Below are 24,430 nucleotides of genomic sequence, written 5' to 3'. Positions count from 1 at the left end.
GCGCGCGGGGCCCGGCCCTCACTGTTCGGCGAGGGCCCGCAGCCGGCTCAGCGCCCGGTGCTGGGCGACCCGGACGGCGCCCGGCGACATGCCGAGCATCTGCCCGGTCTCCTCGGCGGTCAGCCCGACGGCGACGCGCAGCACGAGCAGTTCGCGCTGGTTCTCCGGGAGGTTGGCCAGGAGCTTCTTGGCCCAGGCGGCGTCGCTGCTGAGCAGCGCGCGCTCCTCGGGCCCGAGCGAGTCGTCGGGGCGCTCCGGCATCTCGTCGGAGGGCACCGCGGTCGAGCCGGGGTGCCGCATCGCGGCGCGCTGGAGGTCGGCCACCTTGTGACCGGCGATGGCGAAGACGAACGCTTCGAAGGGTCTGCCCGTGTCCTTGTAGCGCGGCAGCGCCATGAGCACGGCGACGCACACCTCCTGCGCCAGGTCCTCCACGAAGTGGCGGGCGTCACCGGGCAGCCGGTTCAGCCGGGACCGGCAGTAGCGCAGGGCGAGCGGGTGTACATGGGCCAGCAGGTCGTGGGTGGCCTGCGCGTCGCCCTCGACGGCACGGTGCACCAGGCCACCGATCACCGTCGTCCCGTCGTCGCGCATCGAACCATGGTGCCCCGGCCCCGCTTCATCCGCGGCACCGCGTCCGTAGTTGTGCACCGAAGCGTTATGAGCGGGTGCGCCGGAAGTCATGTCCTGCGCCCTCCCCTTCCGCTCGACCGAATCGTTCCCGAGGAACTCCACGTCTCAAGGATGCGGCATCGGCCGGGAAGCGTCACATACCGCCGGATCGGCGGGGTACGGCTCGCGCCGCACCCCCTGCCGCCCGGGCCGCGCGGGCCCGGGCCGACTGTCAGCGCACCAGACCCCACCGGAAGCCCAGGGCCACCGCGTGGGCGCGGTCCGAGGCACCGAGCTTCTTGAAGAGCCGCCGGGCGTGCGTCTTCACCGTGTCCTCGGAGAGGAACAGCTCGCGGCCGATCTCCGCGTTGGAGCGGCCGTGGCTCATCCCCTCCAGCACCTGGATCTCGCGCGCCGTGAGCGTGGGCGCCGCACCCATCTCGGCCGACCGCAGCCGGCGCGGGGCGAGCCGCCACGTCGGGTCGGCCAGCGCCTGGGTGACGGTCGCCCGGAGCTCTGCCCGGGAGGCGTCCTTGTGCAGATAGCCGCGGGCACCGGCGGCGACCGCGAGCGCGACGCCGTCCAGGTCCTCGGCGACGGTCAGCATGATGATCCGGGCGCCGGGGTCGGCGGAGAGCAGCCGGCGGACCGTCTCCACCCCCCCGAGCCCGGGCATGCGTACGTCCATGAGAATCAGATCCGAACGGTCGGCACCCCAGCGGCGGAGGACTTCCTCGCCGTTGGCGGCCGTCGTCACACGCTCGACGCCGGGTACGGTCGCGACCGCGCGACGGAGCGCTTCTCGGGCAAGCGGGGAGTCGTCGCAGACGAGGACGGAAGTCATGACCGCCCTCCGCAGCTGATGCGCGTCACCTTGAGCCTCCAGGCTGTTACAAGTCGTCACCTGTGCGGTTGACGCTCTCGGACATCTGCCCGATCGCTCTTTCTGCCAACCGCCTCCGCACTCTCAACGATGGTCACTCGAAAGAGTTACGGGTCGGAAGACCGAGTTCGGCACTCTACGTGAGTGAGCGCTCACGGAGGAGAGCACCACGGGTCGTCCAGGCGTCAACCGAAATATTCGGCAGGACCGTGCCCCATTTAGCGGGATTTCTTCCCTTTAGGTGGTGTCTACGACTAGATTCGCAATCAGTCATATTTACATCTACTAACACCGTAGATGTACGGTTTTGTACGCGATCATCGACGAGCACCCACCCACGACACACACGACGCTTCCGACTCAGCACGGTTTCGAGGGGACAAGCAATGGCCGATTTCTCCCGACTTCCCGGACCCAATGCCGACCTGTGGGACTGGCAGCTGCTGGCGGCCTGCCGCGGGGTCGACAGCTCGCTCTTCTTCCACCCCGAGGGGGAACGCGGCGCCGCCCGCAGCGCCCGCGAGACCTCCGCGAAGGAGGTCTGCATGCGGTGCCCGGTCCGCGCGGAGTGCGCGGCGCACGCGCTGGCCGTTCGCGAGCCCTACGGAGTGTGGGGCGGGCTCACCGAGGACGAGCGCGAGGAGCTGATGGGGCGTGCGCGGAACCGGCTGATCACGGCGGCGGCGCCGGCGTCTCCCCCGGGGCATGGGTGACCGCCGCTGCGCGCATCAGGGGAGAAACGTTTCTTCACCCCACCCGTTCCCGGACCCGGGACTCCGCCCCTCAAACGCCGGAGGGGCTGGACACCTCGGCGGGGCCGGACAGTGCGGCCGGGCCGGAAGAGGCCAGCGCCAGGTGATCCAGGGTGGCCGCCACCGCAGGGACCCGCGCCAGGTCGGGCAGGGTCAGCGCGACGATCTCGCGTTCGATGGCCGGCACCACCGTGACGGTCCTGGCCCCTCGGGGGCGTACCGATTCGATGGCCAGCGCCGGCAGCACGGCGACCCCCAGGCCCGCGCCGACCAGGCCGATCACCGCCGGGTAGTCGTCGGTGGCGAAGTCGATGCGCGGGGTGAACCCGGACCCCTCGCACACCTCCACCAGCTGCCCGCGGCACCGGGGGCACCCGGCGATCCAGGACTCCCCGGCCAGCTCCGCGATGCCGACCTCGTCCCGGTCCGCCAGCGCGTGCCCCTCGGGCACGAGCCCCGTGAGCCGGTCCGTGAGCAGCGGACGGACCACCAGGTCGTCCCATTCGGCGCCCGGTTCGCCGTACCGGAAGGCGAGCGCGATGTCGCAGTCGCCGTCCCGCAGCATCTCCACCGACCGCGGCGGCTCGGCCTCCACGAGGGAGACCCGCGTGCCGGGGTGGGCGGCGCGCAGGGCGGCGAGGGCTCCCGGGACCAGCGACGAGCTGCCGCTCGGGAACGAGACGAGCCGGACCCGGCCGGCCCGCAGTCCGGCGATCGCGGCGACCTCCTCCTCGGCGGCGGTGAGCCCGGCGAGGATGCCGGAGGCGTGCCGCACCAGCGCCTCGCCCGCCTCCGTCAGCCGCATCTCGCGCCCGGTCCGGATGAGCAGCGTGGTCCCGGCGGAGGACTCCAGGGCCTTCATCTGCTGGCTGACCGCGGGCTGGGTGCAGCCCAGCTCCCGGGCGGCGGCGGAGAAGGAGCCGGTGGAGGCGACGGCGCGCAGGACGCGGAGGTGGCGGGCTTCGATCACCCTTCCAGCATAAGCAACGCTTGGAGTGATCGCGAGATATTCGCGCGTGACTTTGGGATGGTCTTGGATACCGTTCCGGTATGACCGCGATGACTGTGCTGACCGTGAACGCGGGGCGTCCCACGCCGGCGTCCTACACCGACGCCCCGGGCGGCAGGACCGGGATCGACAAGCGGCCGGTGGAGGGGCCCGTCCTGGTCTCCGACCCCGGCCCCAGGGGTGCGGGCGGCAGCGGTCTCGCCGGGGACGCGGTGTGCGACCTGCGCCACCACGGCGGCTCGGACCAGGCGGTGTACGCCTTCGCCCGCGAGGACCTGGACGTCTGGGAACGGGAGCTGGGTCGCGCGCTGCCCAACGGCACGTTCGGCGAGAACCTGACCACGGCGGGGCTGCGGGTCGGCGAGGCCCTGATCGGCGAGCGCTGGCGGATCGGCGGGGAGCTGGTCCTGGAGGTCGCCTCCGGCCGCATCCCGTGCCGTACGTTCCAGGGCCACCTCGGCGAGGCCCGCTGGGTGAAGCGGTTCACGCGGGCGGCGGCCCCGGGGGCGTACCTGCGGGTGATCACGCCGGGCTCGGTCCGGGCGGGCGACCCGGTCGAGGTCGTGCACCGGCCGGACCACGAGGTGACGGTGGAGCTGCAGTTCCGGGCCGTGACGACCCGGCGCGACCTGCTGCCGCTGCTGCTTCCGGCCGGCGGCGCGCTGACTCCGTCGACGCTGCGCACGGCACGCGCGTACGCGGCGGAGCTCACCGCTTCCTGAGCGTGCGGGAGCGCCCGGAGGCGCCGCTCGCGGATGCTCTACCGTGCCGCGTATGACGACTGCACTGATCACGGGCGCGACGGCGGGCATCGGTGCCGCCTTCGCACGGCGGCTCGCCGCCGACGGGTACGACCTGGTCCTGGTGGCCCGGGACGCGGAGCGGCTGCGCGAGCAGGCGACCGAGCTGCACGACCGGCACGGCATCGAGGCCGAGGTACTGCGGGCCGACCTGTCCGACGACCAGGGCATCCGCGCCGTCGAGGAACGCCTCGGGGACGCCCGGAACCCGGTCGACCTGCTGGTGAACAACGCGGGCTTCGGCAACAAGGGGCGCTATCTGGAGGTCCCGATGGCCGACGAGCTGTCGATGCTGAAGGTGCACTGCGAGGCGGTGCTGCGGCTGACCTCCGCCGCGGCGGCCTCGATGCGGGAGCGCGGCCGGGGCGGCATCGTCAATGTGGCGTCGGTCGCCGCGTTCGTGCCGCGCGGCACGTACGGGGCTTCGAAGGCGTGGGTCGTGCAGTTCAGCCAGGGCGCGGCGAAGGACCTGGCCGGGTCCGGGGTGCGGCTGATGGCGCTGTGTCCGGGCTTCGTGCGTACGGAGTTCCACCAGCGGGCCGGGATGGGCACGGGCAACATCCCGGGCTGGATGTGGCTCGACGCGGACAAGTTGGTGAGCGCGGCGCTGGCGGACCTGGCGCGCGGGAAGTCGGTGTCGATCCCGGACCCGCGTTACAAGGTGCTGATGGGCGCGGTGAAGCTGGCCCCGCGCGGCCTGCTCGGCGGGCTGACCTCGCGTACGGGCCGCAAGTACGGGCCGCAGTAGGGAGCGGCGCGACCACTGCACGCCGCCGCCGCGCAGGCGCCGAGGCCGGGCGCCGCGTACCCGCTCGTCCTGCTCGGTGAGGTCCCCGAGCCGGTCGCGCACCGCCACCCCTGACGGTCCGGACCTCACGAACGGCGCCGCCGGGTCCCCCACCTGCCTCCCCCGCCCGGAAGCGGTTCCCGCATCCCCCTCCCGCCACCACGCCCCGGGTACTACAACTCACTCATGCACACGCAACCCACGACAACACGAAGCCCCCGGCCCTCGGTTCTGCTCGCCATGGGCCCGGACATCCACGAGCGCCTCTTCGAGCCGCGCCACCGCGACCGGCTCGCCGCCCTCGCCCGTACGGACCCGGACCTCGTCGCCCACGACCTGGCCGACCCGGACCCCCGCGTCGCCGCCGCCCTCGCCGAGGCCGAGGTCCTGTTCACGTGCTGGGGCGCCACCCCGCTCACCAAACGGGTCCTCGCCGCCGCGCCCCGCCTGAAGGCGGTGATCCACGCGGCCGGCTCCGTCAAGCACCACATCACCGACGCGTGCTGGGAGCGCGGCCTCGCCGTCTCCTCGGCGGCCGGGGCCAACGCGCTGCCGGTGGCGGAGTACACCCTGGCCACGATCCTGCTGGCCAACAAGCGCGTCCCGCACTCGGCCCACGTCTACCGCCAGGTCCGCGCCGACCACGACTGGCGCGCCGAGCTGGACGGGGCCGGCAACTACCGCCGCACGGTGGGCATCGTCGGCGCCTCCCGCATCGGCCGCCGCGTCATCGAGCTGCTCCGCCCCTTCGACCTGGCGGTCCTGCTGTACGACCCGTTCGTCACCGCGGAGGAGGCGGCGCGCCTCGGCGTCGAACCGGCCGCCCTGGACGAGCTGTGCGCCCGCGCCGACGTCGTCTCCGTGCACGCCCCGCAGCTCCCCGATACCCACCACATGATCGGCGCCGGCCAGCTGGCGCTGATGCGGACGGGCTCGACGCTGATCAACACGGCCCGGGGCTCCCTGATCGACGAGGCGGCCCTGCTGCGCGAACTGGTCCCGGGCCGGCTGCACGCCGTACTCGACGTGACGGAGCCCGAACCGCCCCCGGCCGACTCCCCGCTGTACGACCTCCCGAACGTCCTCCTGACCCCGCACGTGGCGGGCTCCCTCGGCAACGAGCTGCACCGGATGACCGATCACGCGCTGGACGAGCTGGAACGCTACGCACAGGGGCGGCCGTTCGCGGACCCGGTGCGTCCGGCGGCGCTGGACCGGTCGGCGTGAGAGCCGGCCCCTCCGGCGTTCGAGCAGCGGGAGGGGCCGGGGCCCAGCCCCCCAGCGCAAAAAGGCCCGGTCCCCGCAACTTGGGTTCTAGGGATCGTTGCAACACCCCAGTTCAAGGGGTGCGATGGATTTCGAGATCCGAGGGGACCGGAAGCCTCAGGGGCGCAGAAAGCTGTCCGCTGAGCGGGCGGCATACTCCCGGCTCATGGGGCAGGGCCTGAGCAACGAGGAAGCGTGCCGGATTGTCGGGATCAACCCGAAGACCGGCAGACGCTGGCGGAACGGACGAGGCGCGTCCGGCCGCAAGAGCTTCAGCATCGCCACCGATGTCCCGGTCTACTTCTGCGACCCGGCCAGCCCCTGGCAGCGCGGCTCGAACGAGAACACCAACGGCCTGCTACGGCAGTACTTCCCCAAGGGCACCGACCTCGCCGTCCATCCCCGCGAACACCTGGCCACCGTCGCCGCCGAACTCAACGGCCGCCCACGCAAAACGCTCGGCTGGGAAACCCCAGCCGAGCGCCTGCATAAACTACTCGCGGCCTGACCAACACAACCACGTGTTGCAACGACCCCTAGAAACCGCCCAAGGGAGACCGGGCCTCTCGGCTACACGCTAGTGGGAGTGACCGTGGCCGTGGCCCGCGGCCTCCGGCTCGTCCTCGGCCGGCTTCTCGACGACCAGGGTCTCGGTCGTGAGCAGCAGCGACGCGATGGACGCGGCGTTCTCCAGGGCGGAGCGGGTGACCTTGACCGGGTCGATGACGCCGGCCTTCACCAGGTCGCCGTACTCGCCGGTGGCGGCGTTGAAGCCCTGGCCCTTGTCGAGCTCGGCGACCTTCGAGGTGATGACGTAGCCCTCGAGGCCGGCGTTCTCGGCGATCCAGCGCAGCGGCTCGACGGCGGCGCGGCGGACGACCGCGACACCGGTGGCCTCGTCGCCGGTCTTGCCGAGGTTGCCCTCCAGGACCTTGACGGCGTGGACGAGGGAGGAGCCACCACCGGAGACGATGCCCTCCTCGACCGCGGCGCGGGTCGCGGAGATGGCGTCCTCCAGACGGTGCTTCTTCTCCTTGAGCTCGACCTCGGTGGCGGCACCGACGCGGATCACGCAGACCCCGCCGGCCAGCTTCGCCAGGCGCTCCTGGAGCTTCTCGCGGTCCCAGTCGGAGTCCGTGGCCTCGATCTCGGCCTTGATCTGGTTGACGCGGCCGGCGACCTCGTCGGCCTTGCCGCCGCCGTCGACGATGGTGGTGTCGTCCTTGGTGACGGTCACGCGGCGGGCGGTGCCCAGCACGTCCAGACCGGCCTGGTCGAGCTTGAGGCCGACCTCCTCGGCGATGACGGTCGCACCGGTGAGGGTGGCGATGTCGCCGAGCATGGCCTTGCGGCGGTCACCGAAGCCCGGCGCCTTGACGGCGACGGCGTTGAACGTGCCGCGGATCTTGTTCACGACCAGGGTCGACAGGGCCTCGCCCTCGACGTCCTCGGCGATGATCAGGAGCGGCTTGGAGCCACCGGCCTGGATGACCTTCTCCAGGAGCGGCAGCAGCTCCTGGATCGAACCGATCTTGCCCTGGTGGATCAGGATGTACGGGTCGTCGAGGACGGCCTCCATACGCTCCTGGTCGGTCACCATGTACGGGGACAGGTAGCCCTTGTCGAAGGCCATGCCCTCGGTGAAGTCGAGGTCCAGGCCGAAGGTGTTGGACTCCTCGACGGTGATGACGCCGTCCTTGCCGACCTTGTCCATCGCGTCCGCGATGAGCTCGCCGACCTGCGGGTCCTGCGCGGAGAGCGCGGCCACGGCGGCGATGTCGGACTTGTCGTCGATCGGGCGGGCGGTCGCGAGGAGCTCCTCGGACACGGCCTTGACCGCGGCGTCGATGCCCTTCTTCAGGGCGGCCGGGGAGGCGCCGGCGGCGACGTTGCGCAGGCCCTCGCGGACGAGCGCCTGGGCGAGGACGGTGGCGGTGGTGGTGCCGTCACCCGCGACGTCGTTGGTCTTGGTCGCCACCTCCTTCACCAGCTGGGCGCCCAGGTTCTCGTACGGGTCGTCCAGCTCGACCTCGCGCGCGATGGTGACACCGTCGTTGGTGATGGTGGGGGCACCGAACTTCTTGTCGATGACGACGTTGCGGCCCTTGGGGCCGATCGTCACCTTCACCGTGTCGGCAAGCTTGTTGACGCCGCGCTCAAGGGCGCGACGGGCGTCCTCGTCGAACTTCAGGATCTTCGCCATGGAGCTGAACTGTTCCTCTCAAAACAAGAACTGCGCCCCTGCCGCCCGGCTGTTGGTTCGCAGGGGGCCAGGGGCGCAGAACAGAAGCAAACGTGGGTGAATTACTTCTCGATGATCGCGAGGACGTCGCGCGCCGAGAGGACGAGGTACTCCTCGCCGTTGTACTTCACCTCGGTGCCGCCGTACTTGCTGTACAGCACGACATCGCCGGTCTTGACGTCGAGCGGCAGGCGCTCGCCGTTCTCGAAGCGGCCCGGGCCCACGGCCAGGACGACGCCCTCCTGGGGCTTCTCCTTGGCGGTGTCCGGGATAACCAGGCCGGAGGCCGTGGTCTGCTCGGCGTCGAGCGGCTGGACCACAATGCGGTCCTCGAGCGGCTTGATCGCAACCTTGGAGCTGGCGGTCGACACGATCCGGTCTCCCCCTTCGGAGATCTCACGGGGTTTAACAGTCTTTGGGGTGGCGACCAGGTGGGCCCGTCGTCGCGGGTGCCGGACCTGCCGGTCGCACAGTACTGCTGGCACTCTCCAGTGGGGAGTGCCAGCACTGAGACTATGGCCGCGATTAGCACTCGGTCAAGCGGAGTGCCAATTCACGCCCCCCGTGGCGTACCCGGGAGCCGTCCGCCCCACCGTGCGGCTGCGACCCGGCAACGTTCCGGACACCGTAGGGACAACGCGGGGGACGTCCGGACCGTTCCGGTGGACGGTGGCGGCATGCGCATACGACCCGCCGGCCGGGACCGCCCGGCCGCCACCCGCCCGGGGCCTGTGGCGACCGGCTGCCTCGACGTGGTGCTCGGCCTGCTCCTCATCGCACTGGAGGGGGTGATCGGCGCGGTCTTCTTCTACGCGTACACGGGCTCCGACCCCCGCCCGCCGAACCCGGACACGGCGGAGGCCGGACCGCCCGGGATGGACTGGTCCGGCACTCTCGTCCTCGCCACCGTCACCGCGGTGGCCTGTGTGATCGCGGTGGTGCTGCTGCGCTTCGGGCTGCCGGTCGCGGGCGTCGTCCAGCTGATCGGCGTATGCCTGCTGCTGGTCCTCACGCTGACGGCCTGGCACGACGCCTACGAGGAGGCGCACCCGGAGCGCGGGCCCGACCGCGCGTACGCCGCCTCCTACACGTAGTCCTCCAGGCGGGCCACGGCGTACCCCTGGTCCGTGACGGTCTTCATGACGGACCGGACCAGGTCGGGCATGCTCCCCTTCCAGTCCTCCTTGCCCCGGAAGTGGGTGAGGATGATGTCGCCGGGGTGCAGCTTCCGGTCCTCCCCGCGCCACTCCATGTGGTCGGGGAACGCCTCCGCCTCCCACAGCGGCACGGCGGTGATGCCGCAGGACTTGGCGACCGTGAGCGTGTCGGCGTTGTAGTTGCCGTACGGCGGCCGGAAGAGCCGGGGCCGCTTGCCGAACTGCTCCTCGATGATGTCCTGCTGGCCGCAGATCTCGCGCTTCTGCTCGTCGTGGGAGAGGCCCGGCAGGTAGCGGTGGTTGAGCGTGTGGTTGCCGAGCACGGTCCCCCGGGACTGGGCGTCCTTGAAGTACGTGTAGTCGTCGCGCACCAGGTAGTCGCTGAGGAAGGCGCTGTACGGGATGTTCAGCTCCGACATCATCTTCAGCAGCTCGGGGTCCTTGTCGTCCCCGTCGTCCATCGTCAGGAAGACGACCTTGTCCGTGGTGGGGACCCGGGTGAAGACCGGCGGCAGCGAGTCGTCCTGGCCCTCGACCTCGAAGCCCTTGCGGGTGGTGAGGTGCGGCTTCTTCGCGGGCGGTAGGGGCGCCGCGAGCGGCGTTGCCGCCAGGCCCCACTTCTTGGCGGCGACCGCGCGGGCGGCCTGGGCGAGCCTGGCCCGCTCCGCCTGCGCCGCACGGGTGCCGAGCGCCCCGGCGGCCGGTTCCGCCTGCGGGCCCGCCTGGCCGGCCTGGAGCTTCGCGCTCCGGGCGGCGCCCGGGTCCTCGTCCCCGGCCGCGCAGCCGGACGCGGCGGCGGCGACCAGGAGCGCGGCGAGGACCGCGTAACCCGGCCCGCGCCGCAGGCGGCCCCGCACCCGCTGCCGCCCGCCCACCACCGCACCCTGTTCGCGCCCATTCATGGCCAATTTGTCCTTTTGTCGTACTGGCTGCATGGCGCCGGATCCTGCCAGTACGTGACGGGGCATCGGCTCCGACACCGCCGCCGGGCACGCACGGTCCCCCGGGTGGCTCACACGGAGGCGGCCGAAGGGGCTTCAGCGGTGGACGCCGCCGCCCTGCGCGACCGGCGCGGGCCGCGCGGCGGACCCGGCCAGCGTCCGTACGATCCAGCGCCGGTGCCAGAACGCCTTGAGGACGCCGACGAGCCCGACGAGCCAGGCCAGCAGCCCGAGCCCCATGATCAGCGCCATCAGCCCGTACGTGTCCTCGCCCCGGACCGCTCCCGCCGGCACGACGACGCAGAGGTAGAGCCCCAGCGCGCCGAGCACGAAGGAGGGCAGCAGCCACCCCAGCGTCGTGCCGGGCAGCCGGAGTCCGGCGTCGCGGACGGGGTCGCGGTCCAGCCCGCCCCACTGCGTGAGCAGCCGGCGCACCGCCACGTCCCGGCGCAGCCCGACGACGACCAGGATCACCGCCGGGACGAGGGCGGCGGCGCCCACCGCGAGCATCACCACGCCGACGATCGCGCTGATGGCGTCGTACGACTCCTCGAAGGTGACGATCGCCGTCCCGATGAACGACCAGCCGATCGCGCCGACCACCCCCCACAGCCACAGCAGTCCGAGCCGGCCGGGTCCGATGTGCGCCCTGACCAGGACGCCGAGCAGGAAGGACCGGTCGGCGAGCAGCGCTTCCCGGTCGGGCCAGGCGCGTATCTCCACGGGCGGCGGGGGCGGCGGCAGCACGAATCGAGGGGACATGGGGCCGACCCTATCGAGCGCCCGTGGCCCCAAGTCCCGCGCGGGGCTCAGGCGTTGCGGATGGCCTCGACGTCAAGGCGCTTCATGCCGAGCATCGCCTTCATCGCGCGGGCGGCCTTCTCCGGGTCCGGGTCGGTCAGGGCCTCGACGAGGCCCGGCGGGACGATCTGCCAGGAGAGGCCGTACCTGTCCTTGAGCCAGCCGCACTGGCTCTCCTGCCCGCCGCCGGAGGTGAGCTCGTTCCACAGGCGGTCCGCCTCCTCCTGCGAGTCGCACTCCACGGAGAGCGAGGCGGCCTCGGTGAAGGTGAACTCGGGCCCGCCGTCGAACGCGATGTACTCCGCGCCGTCCAGCTGGAACCGGACGGTCATCGCCGTGCCCTCCTCGCCGTGGCCGGCGGCGGTCCAGCGGGTGGTCTCCAGGACGCGCGAGTCGCCGCCGATGACGGAGACGTAGTAGTCGGCCGCCTCCTCGATCAAATTCTTCGGGAACCACAGGAACGTGGTGACCTTCTGCATGGTCCTCTCCTCACGTACAGGGGCAAAGTGCCGTGAAGGGTAGACCGCGCGGACCTCCCGGACTCATCGACGTGCCGGGGCTACCCCGCTCCCAGCGACGCGAAGCGCCAGCGGTGGACCGGCCGGGTGACGAGGTCCGGGTCGGGGTCGGGCAGCTCCGGCAGCTCGTCGGCGTATGCCGCCTGCCACCAGGTGATGACGAGGACCCGGTCCTGCGGGGCGCGCAGCAGCTCGCTGCGGAGCGGGGGGCGGGGCAGCCCGGCGGCGCGGGCGCGGGCCCATTCCGCCAGCTCGCCGCCCCGGCCCTCGGCGGCGCGGGCCTCCCACATCAGGGCGGTCACCGGGGCGCTCATGAGTACAGGTTGTCCTTGCTGATCTCGTGCACGTGGTCGTGGTCGTGCGTGTGGGCGCCCGGGACGTGGGTCTCGGTGACGGGCAGCGAGGAGTCGGCGGACAGCTCCAGGTCGGAGGCGGGCCGGTTGCGGGCGACCATCTCGGCGCCGAGCGCGGCGACCATCGCCCCGTTGTCGGTGCACAGCTTGGGGCGGGGCACGCGCAGCCGGATGCCGGCCCGCTCGCACCGCTCCTCGGCGAGCGCGCGCAGCCGCGAGTTGGCCGCGACGCCGCCGCCGATCATCAGGTGGTCGACGCCCTCGTCCTTGCAGGCGCGGACGGCCTTGCGGGTGAGCACGTCCACCACGGCCTCCTGGAAGGACGCGGCCACGTCCCGGACCGGCACGTCCTCGCCGGCCGCCCGCTTGGCCTCGATCCAGCGGGCGACGGAGGTCTTCAGGCCGGAGAAGGAGAAGTCGTACGCGGGGTCGCGCGGGCCGGTGAGGCCGCGCGGGAAGGCGATGGCGGCCGGGTCGCCCTCCCTGGCGAGCCGGTCGATGACCGGGCCGCCGGGGAAGCCGAGGTCCAGGACCCGGGCGATCTTGTCGAACGCCTCGCCGGCCGCGTCGTCGATGGTCGCGCCGAGCGGCCGTACGTCGTTGGTGATGTCCGGCGCGAGCAGCAGGGAGGAGTGCCCGCCGCTGACCAGGAGCGCCATGGTGGGCTCGGGCAGCGGGCCGTGCTCCAGCTGGTCGACGCAGATGTGGGACGCCAGGTGGTTGACCCCGTACAGCGGCTTGTTCAGCGCGTACGCGTACGCCTTGGCGGCGGAGACGCCGACGAGCAGGGCGCCCGCGAGGCCGGGCCCGGCGGTGACGGCGATGCCGTCCAGGTCGCGGCCGCTGACCCCGGCCTCCTTCAGGGCGCGCTCGATGGTGGGGACCATCGCCTCCAGGTGGGCGCGGGAGGCGATCTCCGGGACGACGCCGCCGAAGCGGGCGTGCGTGTCGACGCTGGACGCGACGGCGTCCGCGAGGAGCGTGGTCCCCCGGACGATGCCGACCCCGGTTTCGTCGCAGGAGGTCTCGATGCCGAGTACGAGCGGTTCGTCAGCCATCAGTGGGTCCCGTTTTCTTCTGCTTCTTCGTGTACGTGGAGGCGCATGACGAGCGCGTCGACGTTGCCCGGCTGGTAGTAGCCGCGGCGGAAGCCGATCGGTTCGAAGCCGAAGCGCTCGTAGAGCTTCTGGGCGCGCGTGTTGTCGACGCGGACTTCGAGCAGCACCTCGGCGCACTCGAAGGCCGTGGCGTGCCTGAGCAGGTCGGTCAGCAGCTCGGAGCCGAGCCCGCCGCCCCAGTGGTCGCGGGCGACGGCGATCGTCTGCACGTCGGCGAGGTCACCGGCGGCGGCGAGGCCCGCGTATCCGACGATCCGGCCGGTGCCGGGCTCCTCGGCGACGACGTAGCGCCGGGTGGCCGCCGGGCCGCGCGCGTACGCCAGCTCGGACCAGAACATGCCCGCCGACCAGGCGTCCTCCGGGAACAGCTCGTGCTCCAGGGCGAGCACGGGGTCGATGTCCCACCAGCGCATCTCGCGCAGCACCGCGGTCGTGACGGTCACTTCGGGGTGACCACCTTGTAGTTCTTCGGGACCTGCGCGTCGGGCCGGCGCAGGTAGAGCGGCTGCGGCGGCAGCAGCTCCTCGCCCGCCGCGAGGCGTTCGGCGGCCAGGCCCGCGAGGGCGCCCGCCGCCAGGTGCTCGGGGCCGCGCGCGTCCGGGAACGCCTCGGGGTAGAGCACCGCGCCCGCCCCGACGACCGGCAGGCCCGCGAGCCGGTCCGCGATGTCGGCGGGCCGGTCGACGGACGGCCCGGCGGTCCGGGTGCGGGCGTCCTCGTACCGCGCCCAGTAGACCTCCTTGCGGCGGGCGTCCGTGGCGACGGCGAAGGGGCCGTCGAGCCCGGCGGCGTACGCGAGGCCGTCCAGGGTGCACAGGCCGTGCACGGGCACGGAGAGCACCGAGCCGAAGGTGGCGGCCGTCACCAGGCCGACGCGCAGTCCGGTGTACGGGCCGGGGCCGACGCCCACGACGACGTCCGTCACGGCGTCGAGTTCCACCCCGGCGTCCGCGAGGACCCGGTCGACGGCGGGCAGCAGCAGCTCCCCGTGCCTGCGGGCGTCGACCTGCGCGGACTCGGCGACGACGCGGGTCCCGTCGTGCAGGGCGACGGTGACGGCGGGGGTGGCGGTATCCATTGCGAGCAAGAGCACGCAAACAGCCTACGGCTCCGGCGCGGCCCGCCCCGCGCCCCGTACGGCATCCCGGCCCGGGCGGTCCCGGCTGCTACCGTCACCGGGTATACGCGGAGTACGTGTAAACGCTTGTACGACTTACGGTTCGCGTACGGCGTACGGTTCGCGCCTTCCGGCACACGACAGCGAAAGAGGCACGCACGGTGGCAAGGGGCAGCTCGGGAATCGTGGCCGCGCTCACCGCGGCGGCCGTCGCGGCGGTCGGCTTCCTGGCCTACCAGGCTTCCGCGAATGTGCCGGACGATCTGAGCGCGAAGCCGAAGGCGTCGATCAGCGCCTCGGCGTCCGCCCCGGCCGGCGGGCAGGGCAAGGCCAGGCCGAAGAAGGACCCGCTCGCCGTCCCCGCCGGCTCCGGCACCGGGGCGCGGGTCGTCTACGCGCTGCACGACCGCCGGGTGTGGCTGGTGGACGCGAAGGGGAAGGCGTCGCGGACGTTCAAGGTGATGCCGAGCCCGGTGCACGCGGTGCCGGGCACGTACCACGTGACGTCGCGCACGGGCAGCGTGAAGGGCTCCGACGGTGTGCCGATCGAGCACGTGGTGCGGTTCGCCACGGTGGACGACGTGACGATCGGCTTCAGCGCCGCGCAGGACGGGTCGATGGAGGAGCCGGATCCCACGGTGAAGGCGGGGGGCGTGCGGATGTCCCGGGCCGACGGGGACGCGGTGTGGCGGTTCGCCACGGTGGGGGCGACCGTCGTGGTGGTCCCGTAGCCCGGACCGGCCGTTGTCCTCACTTGCCGGACGGGCTGTTTTTCTGCGGGCCGTCGTCGGCCCGTGTCACAGATGTCCTCACTCGCCGGACGGGCTTGATCGTGCCGCCCGTCCGGATGTCGCCGTGCGGGCGGACTTTGCCGCGTGAGCGGGACTCGCGGCGTGGGCGGGGCCGGCCGGGCCCGCCGGGTGGGGCTGGTTGCGTGGCTGGGGTGGCGTGGACACCGCGGTCGCCGCTGCCGTCGCGGCCAGCAGCGTGCTCATGGGGACCGCCGTGCTCGGCGGTCCCGGGTCGCGGTCGGATGTCGGCATGGACGCCTCCTGAGGCTCCGGCTCCGGTGGGGCGTGGTTAGGTAGACCTAACCCGCTCTCGTCCTCCATGTCACCACGCCCGCCCCGTCCCGCGCAACATTTTGCCGACAGCGCGTCGGAAACCGCGGTCCGCTCAGCCCCAGGGCGCCCAGGACTCGTTCCGCAGCCCCGCCCAGCGCGCCCCCACGCCCACCAGCGTCACCGTGCGCCGCTCGTCGTCCGTGTCCCCCACCGCGCGGTCGATGAACACCTGGAGCCGGTCGTCCGACAGCTCCTCGACCTTGCCGTCGCCCCACTCCACGACCACCACGGACTCCGGCAGCGACACGTCGAGGTCCAGGTCCTCCATCTCGTCGAGCCCGCCGCCCAGCCGGTACGCGTCGACGTGGACCAGCGCGGGCCCGCCGGACAGCGGCGGGTGGACGCGGGCGATCACGAAGGTGGGGGACGTCACCGCGCCCCGTACCCCCAGCCCCTCGCCGAGCCCCCGGGTCAGGGTCGTCTTGCCGGCCCCCAGCTCGCCGGTGAGCATCACGAGGTCGCCGGGGCGCAGCGCGGCGGCGAGCCGGCGGCCCAGGGCCCCCATCTGTTCGGGGGAGTCGACGGCGAGGCGCACGCTGACGGCGCCGGGGACGTGTCCGTACGCGGCGGCCTCAGTGGCCGCCGGGCTGTTCTGCGGTTCCATGCCCGCCAACGTTAGAGGACTCCGGTACGGCTCCGGCCCGCACCAGCAGGTCCGCGAGCCGGTCGGTCACCGTCTCGGGGTGCTCCAGCATCACCAGGTGCCCGGCGTCCGGGACGATGACCAGTTCCGCGTCGGGCAGCAGGTCCGCGATGGCCTCGCTGTGCGAGCTGGGCGTCACGAGGTCCTTGTCACCGGCCAGGATGAGGACCGGGAGGTCGCGGAAGAGGGGCAGGGTCGCGCTCTTGTCGTGCTCCGCGAAGGCGGGGTAGAACTCGGCGACCACGTCGATCGGGGTGGACTCGATGAGCCGTTCCGCGAACCGCGCGACGGCCGGGTCCACGTCCCGGGAGCCGAAGGAGTACCGCTTGACCAGTCCGGCGAACAGGTCGGCGGTCGCCCGGCGCCCCCGCTCCACCAGCTCCGCCTGCGAGCCGAGCGCCCGCAGCACCCCGGGGAGCACGCGCCGCACGGCGTTGACGCCCATCACGGGCAGCCCGAAGCTGACCTCGTTCAGCCGGCCGCTCGACGTACCGACGAAGGCGACGGCGGCGACCCGGTCGCGGATCAGCTCCGGGTACTGCTCGGCGAGCGCCATGATCGTCATGCCGCCCATGGAGTGGCCGACGAGGACGAGCGGGCCTTCGGGCGCCGCGGCGTCGATGACGGCCTTGAGGTCGCGGCCGAGCTGGTCGATGCCGACGGGCACCCCGCCTCCGGCGCGGGCCTGGGCGCGACCGCGCTCGGAGCGGCCGTGGCTGCGCTGGTCCCAGTGGACGGTGCGCACGATGCCGCGCAGGGCGGCGCGCTGGAAGTGCCAGGAGTCCTGGCCGAGGCAGTAGCCGTGGCTGAAGACGACGGTGACGGGGGCGGGTTCCTTGCGCCCGAAGAGCCGCCGCCGGCGGGAGCCCGCACCGGCGGACGGGGGTCCGGGGTTCTCCGGGGGGTCGACCTCGTCCACCTCGTAGTACAGCTCGGTGCCGTCGTCGGCGGCGGCCCGGCCGGGCGTCCCGCGCAGGGTGCCGTAGGGGCCGGTGGCGTCCAGGGCGAGGCGGGCGCGCTTACGCATGCCCCGGCCGACGGTCAGCCGCTCCACCGCGACCCCGGCCGCGGCCCCGGCGGCGAGCACGCCTATGGCGGCGCCGGCGATGCCCGCCCGGCGCCAGCCGGCCCCCGAAGCGGCCGCCGTCGCCACCACGTCCCCCGTGCTGATGTCGCTCACCCGTGCCCCGCTCCTCGTGGGTCGTGTCAGTCGGTCGTGGCGCCCAGGTGGACGCGCGGTACCCGGGCGCCGATCCGGGTGACGATCTCGTACGCGATGGTGCCGGCGGCCTCCGCCCAGTCCTCGGCGCTCGGCTCGCCCCGGTCGCCCGGGCCGAAGAGCACCGCCTCGCTGCCCGCCGCCACCTCGTCGCCGTCCAGGTCCACGACGAACTGGTCCATGGCGACCCGGCCCGCGACGGTCCGCCGCACCCCGCCGACCAGGACCGGCCCCCGGCCCGACGCGTGGCGCGGGATGCCGTCGGCGTAACCGAGGGGCACCAGGGCGAGCGTGGTCTCGCGGGGCGTCGTGTAGTGGTGGCCGTAGCTGATGCCGTGGCCGGCCGGGACCTGCTTGACCAGGGCGACGGACGCGGCGAGCGTCATCACCGGGCGCAGCCCGAAGTCCGCGGAGGTGCCCAGCTCCGGGCTGGGCGAGATGCCGTACATGGCGATCCCGGTCCGCACCAGGTCGAAGTGGGACTCGGGGACGGTCAGGGTCGCCGGGGAGTTGGCGATGTGCCGCACCTCGGGCTCGACACCGGCCTTCTCGGCGTACGCCACCATGTCGCGGAAGGTGTCCAGCTGGGCGGTGATCGAGGGGTGGCCCGGCTCGTCGGCGCAGGCGAAGTGGGACCAGAGGCCGGTGACGCGGACGGTGCCCGCGCGCTCGGCGGTGCGGGCGGCGGCGACCAGCTCGGGCCAGTCGGCGGGCTGGCAGCCGGCGCGGCCGAGGCCGGTGTCGGCCTTGAGGTGGATACGGGCGGGCCGCCCGGCCGCCGCGGCGGCCTCGGTGACCTCACGCAGCGCCCACATACCGCTGACCGACACGTCGATGTCGGCCTCGATCGCCTCGCGCCAGGGCCCGCCCGGCGTCCAGAGCCAGCACAGCATCCGTCCGTCGAGCCCGGCGGCGCGCAGGGCCAGGGCCTCCTGCGGGGTCGCGGTGCCCAGCCAGGCGGCGCCCGCCTCCCGTGCGGCCCGCGCGCAGGGGACCGCGCCGTGCCCGTAGGCGTCGGCCTTGACCACGGCCATGAGGTGCGCCCCGGCCGCCCGGGCACGCAGGACGCGCACGTTGGCGCGGAGTGCGTCGAGGTCGATCTCGGCACGGGCTCGCAAGGACGCTGTCTCGTTCATATCGCGCCCAGTTTCTCATTGCCGCCCGTGCGGGCCGGTCCGGCGGGGCGCGTCAGCGGTGGCGCAGCTGGTGTTCCAGGTGGTCGGCGAGGACCGGTACGTGACTGTGCTCGACGTCCTTGACGGCCGTCACGAGCGTCACCGGGCCGCCGTCGCGGACCAGCCCGGCCAGTTCGTCCACGGCCGCCGACTCCGCCGGACCGGCGAGTTCGGCCCGGTAGCGCTCGACGAAGGTGTCGTAGCGGGTGGCGGAGCGGTCCTCGTGGTACCAGGAGCGCAACTCGTCCGACGGGGTCAGGTCCTTGAGCCAGCGGTCGATCGCCGCCTTCTCCCTGGACACCCCGCGCGGCCACAGCCGGTCCACCAGGACGCGGGTGCCGTCGCCCTCGTCCACCCCGTCGTACACCCGGCGTACGCGCACGTCACCGCTGCTGCCCACGGCCGGTCACCTCTCCTCGGCGGTCGTTCTCCCCAGCTTCGCTCAGGCCCGGACGTCCCGCCACGCCCCGGGGATCGCGTCGGCGACGTCCATCGCGGCGAGCGGGGAACCGTCGGCCGCGCGGCGGGCGGCGAGCCCGTGCAGATAGGCCCCGGCGGACGCGGCGTCGAGCGGGGCGAGCCCGGCGGCGAGCAGGGACCCGGTGAGGCCGGAGAGCACGTCGCCGCTGCCGGCGGTGGCCAGCCACGGGGTGCCGGTCGGGTTGACCCGGACCGGGGTGTGCGGGGTGTCCGTGGCGACGAGGGTGGTCGAGCCCTTGAGCAGCACCGTCGCGCCGAACCGCCCGGCCAGCTCCCGGACGGCGGCGAGCCGCCCCGCCTCGACCTCCTCGCGCGCCACGCCGAGCAGCGCGGCGGCCTCCCCGGCGTGCGGGGTGAGGACGGTGGGCGCACTGCGGGCCCGCACCACGGCCGGGTCGAGGAGCCGCAGCCCGTCCGCGTCGACCAGCACCGGCACCTCGGCGGCCAGCACGTCGGAGACGGCCGCCACGGCCTCGGTGCCGTCGCCGAGCCCGGGGCCGACGACCCACGCCTGCACCCGCCCGGCCTCCGAGGGGCGGCCCGCGTGGACCAGGGTCTCCGGATGCCGGGCGATGACCGCCTCACCGCCGGGGCCCGCGTAGCGCACGGCCCCCGCCCCGGCGCGCAGCGCCCCGGAGACGGCGAGCACGGCGGCGCCCGGGTAGCGCGTCGATCCGGCGGCGATGCCGACGACCCCGCGCCGGTACTTGTCGCTCTCGGCGGCCGGCACGGGCAGCAGCGCGGCCACGTCCGCGTACTGGAGGGCTTCCAGGTCGGGCACCTCGGGGAGTTCGGGCCCGAGGCCGATGTCCACGAGGCGCAGCGCCCCGGCCCGTTCGGCGGCCGGGTCCACGAGCAGCGCCGGCTTGTACGCGCCGAAGGTGACGGTGGCGTCCGCGCGCACCGCGTCGCCGGTCACCTCTCCGGTGTCCGCCTCGACCCCGCTGGGCAGGTCGACGGCGACGACGGGCGCGCCGTGCGCGGTGTACTTCCGGACCAGCTCGGCGGCCTCGGGGCGCAGTCCGCCGCGCCCGCCGATGCCGGTGACGGCGTCCACCACGAGGTCGATGCGCCCGGCCCAGTCCGCGTGGGCGGTGCTCTGCGCACCGTCCACCACGCGTCCGCCCGCGGCGAGCAGGGCCGCGCTGCCGCCCTCGTGGGCCCGGCCCGGGGTGACCCGCACGGCGACCACGCCCGCGCCGCGCCGGGCGAGCCGGGCTCCGGCGTACAGGGCGTCGCCGCCGTTGGCGCCGGTGCCGACGAGGAGGACGACGCGGGAGCCGTAGACCCGGCCGCCCCGGCGCAGCAGATCGGCGCAGGCGGCGGCGAGCCCGGCGGCAGCGCGCTGCATCAGCGCACCTTCGGGGAGCCGGGCCATGAGAGCCGCTTCGGCGGCCCGTACGGATTCGACGCTGTAGGCGGTACGCATGCCTTCCAACGTACGCACGTCGGGCGCCCCGCGCAGGCTTCACCCGTACCCATCGAGCCCGTCCGGCGATCGAGGACGGAACCGGCCCGCCGGACCACCCGAGGCCACAGGGGCCCGCGCCCCGGTCACCCCTCCGCGATCACCACCGCGGACGCGACCCCCGCGTCGTGGCTGAGCGACACGTGCCAGCTCTTCACCCCCAACGCGGCGGCGCGAGCCGCCACCGTGCCGCGCACCCGCAGCCGCGGCTGCCCGCTCTCCTCCACGTACACCTCGGCGTCCGTCCACAGCAGCCCGGCGGGGGCGCCGAGCGCCTTGGCCAGGGCCTCCTTGGCCGCGAACCGGGCGGCCAGCGAGGCGATGCCGCGCCGCTCACCGCCCGGCAGCAGCAGTTCCCCGTCGACGAAGAGCCGCGCCGCGAGCTGCGGCGTACGCTCCAGCGCCGCGTCGAACCGCTCGATCTCCGCCACGTCGATCCCGACCCCGATGATCACGTACCCACCCTCACTGCTCGTCTCGGCTCACTCCACGGTGACGGACTTCGCCAGGTTGCGCGGCTGGTCCACCTCGTTGCCGCGGGCCGTCGCGAGTTCGCAGGCGAAGACCTGCAGGGGCACGGTGGCGACCAGCGGCTGAAGCAGCGTAGGCGTTGCGGGGATGCGGATGAGGTGGTCGGCGTACGGGACGACCTCGTCGTCGCCCTCCTCGGCGATGACGACGGTGCGGGCGCCCCGGGCCCGGATCTCCTGGATGTTCGACACGATCTTGCCGTGCAGCACGGACCGCCCGGCCGGGGACGGGACCACGACGACGACGGGCACCCCGTCCTCGATGAGCGCGATCGGCCCGTGCTTCAGCTCGCCGGCGGCGAACCCCTCGGCGTGCATGTACGCGAGTTCCTTGAGCTTCAACGCGCCTTCCAGGGCGACCGGGAAGCCGACGTGGCGGCCGAGGAAGAGCACGGTGTCGTGGGAGGCGAGTGACCGGGCCAGCTCCCGGACCGGCTCCATGGTCTCCAGGACCCGTTCGACCGAGCCGCTGATCTCGGAGAGCTGCCGGATGACCGTCCGGATCTCGTCGCCCCACTTGGTGCCGCGCACCTGGCCGAGGTAGAGGGCCACGAGGTAGCAGGCGACGAGCTGGGTGAGGAACGCCTTGGTGGAGGCGACGGCGACCTCGGGCCCGGCGTGGGTGTAGAGGACGGCGTCGGACTCGCGGGGGATGGTGGAGCCGTTGGTGTTGCAGATGGCGAGCACCTTCGCGCCCTGCTCGCGGGCGTGCCGCAGGGCCATCAGGGTGTCCATGGTCTCGCCGGACTGCGAGATGGCGACGACCAGGGTGTGCGGGTCCAGGATCGGGTCGCGGTAGCGGAACTCGCTGGCCAGCTCGGTCTCGCAGGGGATGCGGGTCCAGTGCTCGATGGCGTACTTGGCGATCATCCCGGCGTGGTACGCGGTGCCGCAGGCGATGATCACCACCTTGTCGACCTCGCGCAGCTCGCCGCGCGTGATGCGGACCTCGTCCAGGTGGAGGGTGCCCTCCGGGTCGATGCGGCCGAGGAGCGTGTCGGTGACCGCCTTCGGCTGTTCGGCGATCTCCTTGAGCATGAAGGAGGCGTACCCGCCCTTCTCGGCGGCCGAGGCGTCCCAGTCCACGTGGTACTCGCGCACCTCGGCGGGCCGGCCGTCGAAGCCCGTGACGAGGACGCCGTCCCGGCGCAGCTCCACGACCTGGTCCTGGCCGAGCTCGATCGCGGACCTGGTGTGCTCGATGAACGCGGCGACGTCGGAGGCGAGGAAGGACTCGTCGTCGCCGAGCCCCACGACGAGCGGGGAGTTGCGCCGGGCGCCGACCACCACGTCCGGCGCGTCCGCGAAGACCGCGACCAGGGTGAACGCCCCTTCGAGGCGGCGGCACACCTGGCGCATGGCCTCGGCCGGCTCGCCGCTCTGGCTGTACGCCTCGGCGAGGAGGTGGGCGACGGTCTCGGTGTCGGTCTCGGAGAGCAGGGCGTGGCCGCGCTCGCCGAGTTCGGCGCGCAGGGCGGCGAAGTTCTCGATGATCCCGTTGTGGACGACGGCGACGCGGCCGGCGTTGTCCAGGTGCGGGTGGGCGTTGGCGTCCGTGGGGCCGCCGTGGGTGGCCCAGCGGGTGTGGCCGATCCCGGCGGTGCCGGCCGGGAGCGGTTGCTCGCTCAGCGACTTCTCCAGGTTGACCAGCTTCCCGGCCTTCTTGGCGGCGGCGAGCCCGCCGTCGGCGAGGACGGCGATGCCGGCGGAGTCGTAGCCCCGGTACTCCAGCCGCTTGAGGCCCGCGACGACGACGTCCTGCGCCGACTGCCCGCCGACGTAACCCACGATTCCGCACATAGTGGTCCCTTCCTGGTCACCAGCCCCTGTTCTTCGCATAATCGCAGAAAACCGGGTCCACCAGCCGATTGAGAACCACGCGCCGCCGCGCCCTCACCCCGCCCGTACGGCCTCCGGCACGGCGCCGTTCCCCGCGGCCTTCGGCGCCCCGGGCGCCTTCCGCTCCCCCTTCACCAGCAGCAGCACAGCCGCGCCCGCGACGATCCCCACCGCACCGGCCACCACTGCGGCCGTGTTCAGCCCCGAGGCGAACGCCGTCCGCAGCGCGTGCTCCGGCACCCCCGCGGCCCGCAGCCCCGCCGCGCCGCCGCCCGCCAGGGCGTGGGACTCCCCGTCGCCCAGGTTCTCCGCCATCCGGGAGGTCAGCACCGTCCCCAGCACGGCGACCCCGAAGGCGTATCCGAGCTGGCGGAAGGTGTTGACCGCACCGCCCGCCATGCCGGCCCGCTCCGGCGGGACCGCCGCGAGCGCCGCGCCCGCGATGGCCGGCGAGACCAGGCCCGTACCGATGCCCGCGAGCACCAGTCCCGGGATCAGGGCGGGCCAGGAGGAGCCCGCGCCCAGGACCGCCTGGGCGAGGGTGCCGGCGCCGATGAGCGCGAGCCCGACGCCGATGGTGAAGCGCGGCCGCACCCCGTGCAGCAGCCGGCCGCCGGCGGCGGCGACCACGAAGGAGGTCGCGGCCAGCGGCAGGACCGCCAGGCCGGCCTGGACCGGGCTGAGTCCGAGGACCGTCTGCAGCCAGATCGAGGTGTACGGCAGCACACCGAAGGCCGCCATGTTGAAGGCGAGCGACCCGGCCATCACCCCGGTGAACGCGGAGGTGCGGAACAGCGACAGGTCGAGCAGCGGGTGCGCGACGCGCAGTTCCACGACGACGAAGCAGACCAGGGCGAGCGCGGCGACGGCGAACGTGGCGAGCGTCTGCCCGGACGCCCAGCCGACGGTGCCCGCCCGTACGACGGCGTACGTCGCCGCCCCCGCGAACACCGCGAAGGCGACGGTCCCCGCCCAGTCGGTGCGCCGGTCCCGCGCCCCGTGCGACTCGGGCACGGTCCGCAGGGTCAGCCAGACCGCGGCGACGCTCACGGGGAGGTTGACGTAGAAGATCCACCGCCAGCCGGGCCCCTCGGCGAGCAGCCCGCCGACCACGGGCCCGATCGCGGCGGCTCCCCCGGCCACCGCGCCCCAGAGCCCGAGCGCCACGGACCGGTCCTTGCCCCGGTACACCGAGGCGAGCAGCGGCAGCGTCGTCGCGAACATCGCGGCCGCACCCACGCCCTGCGCCCCGCGCGCCGCCACCAGCAGCCCCGGCGAGGAGGCGAGCCCGCAGGCCAGCGAGGCGGCGGCGAAGAGCACGACGCCGACGACGTGGACCCGGCGCCGGCCGAGCCGGTCGGCCGCCGCGCCGGTGCCGAGGAGCAGGGCGGCCAGCGCCAGGGCGTAGCCGTCGATGACCCATTGCAGATCGGAGAGCGAGGCGTCGAGCGCCTTCGCCATGTCGGGCAGTGCCACGATGACGATCGTGACGTCCAGCAGCAGCATGAACGTCCCCAGACAGACCGCGGTGAGCGGCCCCCACTTACGCATGTCCTTGATCCTTCTCCCGTACGGCTTCGGCGAGGTGACCGGCGG

26 protein-coding genes and 1 pseudogene are annotated in these 24,430 nt (G+C 73.4%); 7 read left to right on the top strand and 20 right to left on the bottom strand.

Features of this window, described 5'->3' with window-relative positions:
* Positions 1 to 18: 18 nt before the first annotated feature.
* Both ACLQ2N_RS26620 and ACLQ2N_RS26615 read right to left on the bottom strand, forming a co-directional pair.
* On the bottom strand, positions 19 to 594 hold the full coding sequence (locus ACLQ2N_RS26620; protein WP_425816646.1) for a sigma-70 family RNA polymerase sigma factor: 576 nt from the start codon (positions 592 to 594) through the stop codon (positions 19 to 21).
* Between the two features lie 250 nt (positions 595 to 844).
* Entirely contained in the window at positions 845 to 1,456 is a 612-nt protein-coding gene (locus ACLQ2N_RS26615) for a response regulator transcription factor (protein ID WP_003948568.1), read from the bottom strand.
* 425 nt (positions 1,457 to 1,881) lie between these two features.
* Here ACLQ2N_RS26615 and ACLQ2N_RS26610 point away from each other — a divergent pair, with 425 nt between their 5' ends.
* Positions 1,882 to 2,208, top strand: coding sequence for a WhiB family transcriptional regulator (locus ACLQ2N_RS26610; protein ID WP_018101161.1), 327 nt, complete (start codon positions 1,882 to 1,884; stop codon positions 2,206 to 2,208).
* A 70-nt stretch (positions 2,209 to 2,278) separates the two neighbouring features.
* Here the strand turns inward: ACLQ2N_RS26610 and ACLQ2N_RS26605 are convergent, their stop codons facing one another.
* Positions 2,279 to 3,217 (bottom strand): LysR family transcriptional regulator, encoded by a 939-nt coding sequence (locus tag ACLQ2N_RS26605; RefSeq protein WP_425816645.1) that lies wholly within the window; start codon positions 3,215 to 3,217, stop codon positions 2,279 to 2,281.
* 89 nt (positions 3,218 to 3,306) lie between these two features.
* Here ACLQ2N_RS26605 and ACLQ2N_RS26600 point away from each other — a divergent pair, with 89 nt between their 5' ends.
* From ACLQ2N_RS26600 to ACLQ2N_RS26585, 4 genes and pseudogenes are all read left to right on the top strand, one after another.
* Positions 3,307 to 3,978 (top strand): MOSC domain-containing protein, encoded by a 672-nt coding sequence (locus ACLQ2N_RS26600; protein ID WP_425817101.1) that lies wholly within the window; start codon positions 3,307 to 3,309, stop codon positions 3,976 to 3,978.
* A gap of 52 nt (positions 3,979 to 4,030) precedes the next feature.
* The gene (locus ACLQ2N_RS26595; protein ID WP_425816644.1) at positions 4,031 to 4,804 is read left to right on the top strand and encodes an SDR family NAD(P)-dependent oxidoreductase; all 774 of its coding nucleotides are present in this window, start codon (positions 4,031 to 4,033) and stop codon (positions 4,802 to 4,804) included.
* Positions 4,805 to 5,029: 225 nt separating this feature from the next.
* Positions 5,030 to 6,070, top strand: a complete 1,041-nt coding sequence (locus ACLQ2N_RS26590) for a hydroxyacid dehydrogenase (protein WP_425816643.1) — start codon at positions 5,030 to 5,032, stop codon at positions 6,068 to 6,070.
* A gap of 301 nt (positions 6,071 to 6,371) precedes the next feature.
* Positions 6,372 to 6,617, top strand: a pseudogene (locus ACLQ2N_RS26585) (IS30 family transposase); the annotation flags it as partial.
* A gap of 69 nt (positions 6,618 to 6,686) precedes the next feature.
* Here ACLQ2N_RS26585 and groL read toward each other — a convergent pair.
* Positions 6,687 to 8,312: a chaperonin GroEL gene (groL, locus tag ACLQ2N_RS26580; protein WP_361023710.1), complete on the bottom strand. Its 1,626-nt coding sequence runs from the start codon at positions 8,310 to 8,312 to the stop codon at positions 6,687 to 6,689.
* A 101-nt stretch (positions 8,313 to 8,413) separates the two neighbouring features.
* Complete coding sequence (groES, locus tag ACLQ2N_RS26575) at positions 8,414 to 8,722, bottom strand: co-chaperone GroES (protein WP_018101172.1); 309 nt, start codon at positions 8,720 to 8,722, stop codon at positions 8,414 to 8,416.
* A 306-nt stretch (positions 8,723 to 9,028) separates the two neighbouring features.
* On the opposite strand from groES, the gene ACLQ2N_RS26570 reads away from it, so the two are divergent.
* The gene (locus ACLQ2N_RS26570) at positions 9,029 to 9,445 is read left to right on the top strand and encodes a DUF6234 family protein (RefSeq protein WP_425816642.1); all 417 of its coding nucleotides are present in this window, start codon (positions 9,029 to 9,031) and stop codon (positions 9,443 to 9,445) included.
* On the opposite strand, the gene ACLQ2N_RS26565 is transcribed toward ACLQ2N_RS26570, so the two are convergent.
* The 7 genes from ACLQ2N_RS26565 to tsaB all read right to left on the bottom strand — a co-directional run bounded on the left by ACLQ2N_RS26565 (position 9,436) and on the right by tsaB (position 14,317).
* The gene (locus tag ACLQ2N_RS26565; protein WP_425816641.1) at positions 9,436 to 10,410 is read right to left on the bottom strand and encodes a polysaccharide deacetylase family protein; all 975 of its coding nucleotides are present in this window, start codon (positions 10,408 to 10,410) and stop codon (positions 9,436 to 9,438) included. The genes ACLQ2N_RS26570 and ACLQ2N_RS26565 overlap by 10 nt on opposite strands.
* Positions 10,411 to 10,545: 135 nt before the next feature.
* Positions 10,546 to 11,211, bottom strand: coding sequence for a hypothetical protein (locus ACLQ2N_RS26560; RefSeq protein WP_425816640.1), 666 nt, complete (start codon positions 11,209 to 11,211; stop codon positions 10,546 to 10,548).
* A gap of 47 nt (positions 11,212 to 11,258) precedes the next feature.
* Positions 11,259 to 11,729 carry a VOC family protein gene (locus tag ACLQ2N_RS26555; RefSeq protein ID WP_425816639.1) on the bottom strand — a complete coding sequence of 157 codons (471 nt, stop codon included), beginning with the start codon at positions 11,727 to 11,729 and terminating at the stop codon, positions 11,259 to 11,261.
* Between the two features lie 80 nt (positions 11,730 to 11,809).
* Positions 11,810 to 12,082, bottom strand: coding sequence for a hypothetical protein (locus tag ACLQ2N_RS26550; protein WP_425816638.1), 273 nt, complete (start codon positions 12,080 to 12,082; stop codon positions 11,810 to 11,812).
* Positions 12,079 to 13,179, bottom strand: coding sequence for a tRNA (adenosine(37)-N6)-threonylcarbamoyltransferase complex transferase subunit TsaD (gene tsaD / locus ACLQ2N_RS26545; RefSeq protein WP_425816637.1), 1,101 nt, complete (start codon positions 13,177 to 13,179; stop codon positions 12,079 to 12,081). Before tsaD ends, ACLQ2N_RS26550 begins: the two co-directional genes overlap by 4 nt.
* Positions 13,179 to 13,682: a ribosomal protein S18-alanine N-acetyltransferase gene (gene rimI, locus ACLQ2N_RS26540; RefSeq protein ID WP_425816636.1), complete on the bottom strand. Its 504-nt coding sequence runs from the start codon at positions 13,680 to 13,682 to the stop codon at positions 13,179 to 13,181. Before rimI ends, tsaD begins: the two co-directional genes overlap by 1 nt.
* The gene (gene tsaB, locus ACLQ2N_RS26535) at positions 13,679 to 14,317 is read right to left on the bottom strand and encodes a tRNA (adenosine(37)-N6)-threonylcarbamoyltransferase complex dimerization subunit type 1 TsaB (protein WP_425817099.1); all 639 of its coding nucleotides are present in this window, start codon (positions 14,315 to 14,317) and stop codon (positions 13,679 to 13,681) included. The genes rimI and tsaB overlap by 4 nt, the downstream gene beginning before the upstream one ends.
* 224 nt (positions 14,318 to 14,541) lie before the next feature.
* Here tsaB and ACLQ2N_RS26530 point away from each other — a divergent pair, with 224 nt between their 5' ends.
* The gene (locus ACLQ2N_RS26530) at positions 14,542 to 15,087 is read left to right on the top strand and encodes a hypothetical protein (RefSeq protein ID WP_425817097.1); all 546 of its coding nucleotides are present in this window, start codon (positions 14,542 to 14,544) and stop codon (positions 15,085 to 15,087) included.
* A 445-nt stretch (positions 15,088 to 15,532) separates the two neighbouring features.
* Here the strand turns inward: ACLQ2N_RS26530 and tsaE are convergent, their stop codons facing one another.
* From tsaE to ACLQ2N_RS26490, 8 genes are all read right to left on the bottom strand, one after another.
* Entirely contained in the window at positions 15,533 to 16,084 is a 552-nt protein-coding gene (tsaE, locus tag ACLQ2N_RS26525; protein ID WP_425816635.1) for a tRNA (adenosine(37)-N6)-threonylcarbamoyltransferase complex ATPase subunit type 1 TsaE, read from the bottom strand.
* Positions 16,053 to 17,303 (bottom strand): alpha/beta fold hydrolase, encoded by a 1,251-nt coding sequence (locus ACLQ2N_RS26520; RefSeq protein WP_425816634.1) that lies wholly within the window; start codon positions 17,301 to 17,303, stop codon positions 16,053 to 16,055. Before ACLQ2N_RS26520 ends, tsaE begins: the two co-directional genes overlap by 32 nt.
* Before the next feature lie 26 nt (positions 17,304 to 17,329).
* Complete coding sequence (gene alr / locus ACLQ2N_RS26515) at positions 17,330 to 18,478, bottom strand: alanine racemase (RefSeq protein ID WP_425816633.1); 1,149 nt, start codon at positions 18,476 to 18,478, stop codon at positions 17,330 to 17,332.
* A gap of 52 nt (positions 18,479 to 18,530) precedes the next feature.
* Complete coding sequence (locus ACLQ2N_RS26510) at positions 18,531 to 18,917, bottom strand: DUF488 domain-containing protein (RefSeq protein ID WP_425816632.1); 387 nt, start codon at positions 18,915 to 18,917, stop codon at positions 18,531 to 18,533.
* A gap of 42 nt (positions 18,918 to 18,959) precedes the next feature.
* Complete coding sequence (locus ACLQ2N_RS26505) at positions 18,960 to 20,426, bottom strand: NAD(P)H-hydrate dehydratase (RefSeq protein WP_425816631.1); 1,467 nt, start codon at positions 20,424 to 20,426, stop codon at positions 18,960 to 18,962.
* Positions 20,427 to 20,551: 125 nt separating this feature from the next.
* Positions 20,552 to 20,920 carry a holo-ACP synthase gene (locus ACLQ2N_RS26500; RefSeq protein WP_425816630.1) on the bottom strand — a complete coding sequence of 123 codons (369 nt, stop codon included), beginning with the start codon at positions 20,918 to 20,920 and terminating at the stop codon, positions 20,552 to 20,554.
* Positions 20,921 to 20,947: 27 nt separating this feature from the next.
* Positions 20,948 to 22,795 carry a glutamine--fructose-6-phosphate transaminase (isomerizing) gene (gene glmS, locus ACLQ2N_RS26495; RefSeq protein ID WP_425816629.1) on the bottom strand — a complete coding sequence of 616 codons (1,848 nt, stop codon included), beginning with the start codon at positions 22,793 to 22,795 and terminating at the stop codon, positions 20,948 to 20,950.
* 93 nt (positions 22,796 to 22,888) lie between these two features.
* Positions 22,889 to 24,385, bottom strand: coding sequence for an MFS transporter (locus ACLQ2N_RS26490; protein ID WP_425816628.1), 1,497 nt, complete (start codon positions 24,383 to 24,385; stop codon positions 22,889 to 22,891).
* Between the last annotated feature and the right edge of the window lie 45 nt (positions 24,386 to 24,430).

Source organism: Streptomyces sp. DT224 (genome assembly GCF_049844595.1).
Lineage (GTDB): Bacteria > Actinomycetota > Actinomycetes > Streptomycetales > Streptomycetaceae > Streptomyces.
This window is presented reverse-complemented; position numbering and strand designations above follow the sequence as displayed.

Coding starts and splice junctions, on each gene's coding strand:
- ACLQ2N_RS26620 (WP_425816646.1), bottom strand. CDS start 594: ATGCGCGACGACGGGACGACGGTGATCGGTGGCCTGGTGCACCGTGCC.
- ACLQ2N_RS26615 (WP_003948568.1), bottom strand. CDS start 1,456: ATGACTTCCGTCCTCGTCTGCGACGACTCCCCGCTTGCCCGAGAAGCG.
- ACLQ2N_RS26610 (WP_018101161.1), top strand. CDS start 1,882: ATGGCCGATTTCTCCCGACTTCCCGGACCCAATGCCGACCTGTGGGAC.
- ACLQ2N_RS26600 (WP_425817101.1), top strand. CDS start 3,307: ATGACTGTGCTGACCGTGAACGCGGGGCGTCCCACGCCGGCGTCCTAC.
- ACLQ2N_RS26595 (WP_425816644.1), top strand. CDS start 4,031: ATGACGACTGCACTGATCACGGGCGCGACGGCGGGCATCGGTGCCGCC.
- ACLQ2N_RS26590 (WP_425816643.1), top strand. CDS start 5,030: ATGCACACGCAACCCACGACAACACGAAGCCCCCGGCCCTCGGTTCTG.
- groL (WP_361023710.1), bottom strand. CDS start 8,312: ATGGCGAAGATCCTGAAGTTCGACGAGGACGCCCGTCGCGCCCTTGAG.
- ACLQ2N_RS26570 (WP_425816642.1), top strand. CDS start 9,029: ATGCGCATACGACCCGCCGGCCGGGACCGCCCGGCCGCCACCCGCCCG.
- ACLQ2N_RS26565 (WP_425816641.1), bottom strand. CDS start 10,410: ATGAATGGGCGCGAACAGGGTGCGGTGGTGGGCGGGCGGCAGCGGGTG.
- ACLQ2N_RS26560 (WP_425816640.1), bottom strand. CDS start 11,211: ATGTCCCCTCGATTCGTGCTGCCGCCGCCCCCGCCGCCCGTGGAGATA.
- ACLQ2N_RS26555 (WP_425816639.1), bottom strand. CDS start 11,729: ATGCAGAAGGTCACCACGTTCCTGTGGTTCCCGAAGAATTTGATCGAG.
- ACLQ2N_RS26550 (WP_425816638.1), bottom strand. CDS start 12,082: ATGAGCGCCCCGGTGACCGCCCTGATGTGGGAGGCCCGCGCCGCCGAG.
- tsaD (WP_425816637.1), bottom strand. CDS start 13,179: ATGGCTGACGAACCGCTCGTACTCGGCATCGAGACCTCCTGCGACGAA.
- tsaB (WP_425817099.1), bottom strand. CDS start 14,317: ATGGATACCGCCACCCCCGCCGTCACCGTCGCCCTGCACGACGGGACC.
- tsaE (WP_425816635.1), bottom strand. CDS start 16,084: ATGGAACCGCAGAACAGCCCGGCGGCCACTGAGGCCGCCGCGTACGGA.
- alr (WP_425816633.1), bottom strand. CDS start 18,478: ATGAACGAGACAGCGTCCTTGCGAGCCCGTGCCGAGATCGACCTCGAC.
- ACLQ2N_RS26505 (WP_425816631.1), bottom strand. CDS start 20,426: ATGCGTACCGCCTACAGCGTCGAATCCGTACGGGCCGCCGAAGCGGCT.
- glmS (WP_425816629.1), bottom strand. CDS start 22,795: ATGTGCGGAATCGTGGGTTACGTCGGCGGGCAGTCGGCGCAGGACGTC.
- ACLQ2N_RS26490 (WP_425816628.1), bottom strand. CDS start 24,385: ATGCGTAAGTGGGGGCCGCTCACCGCGGTCTGTCTGGGGACGTTCATG.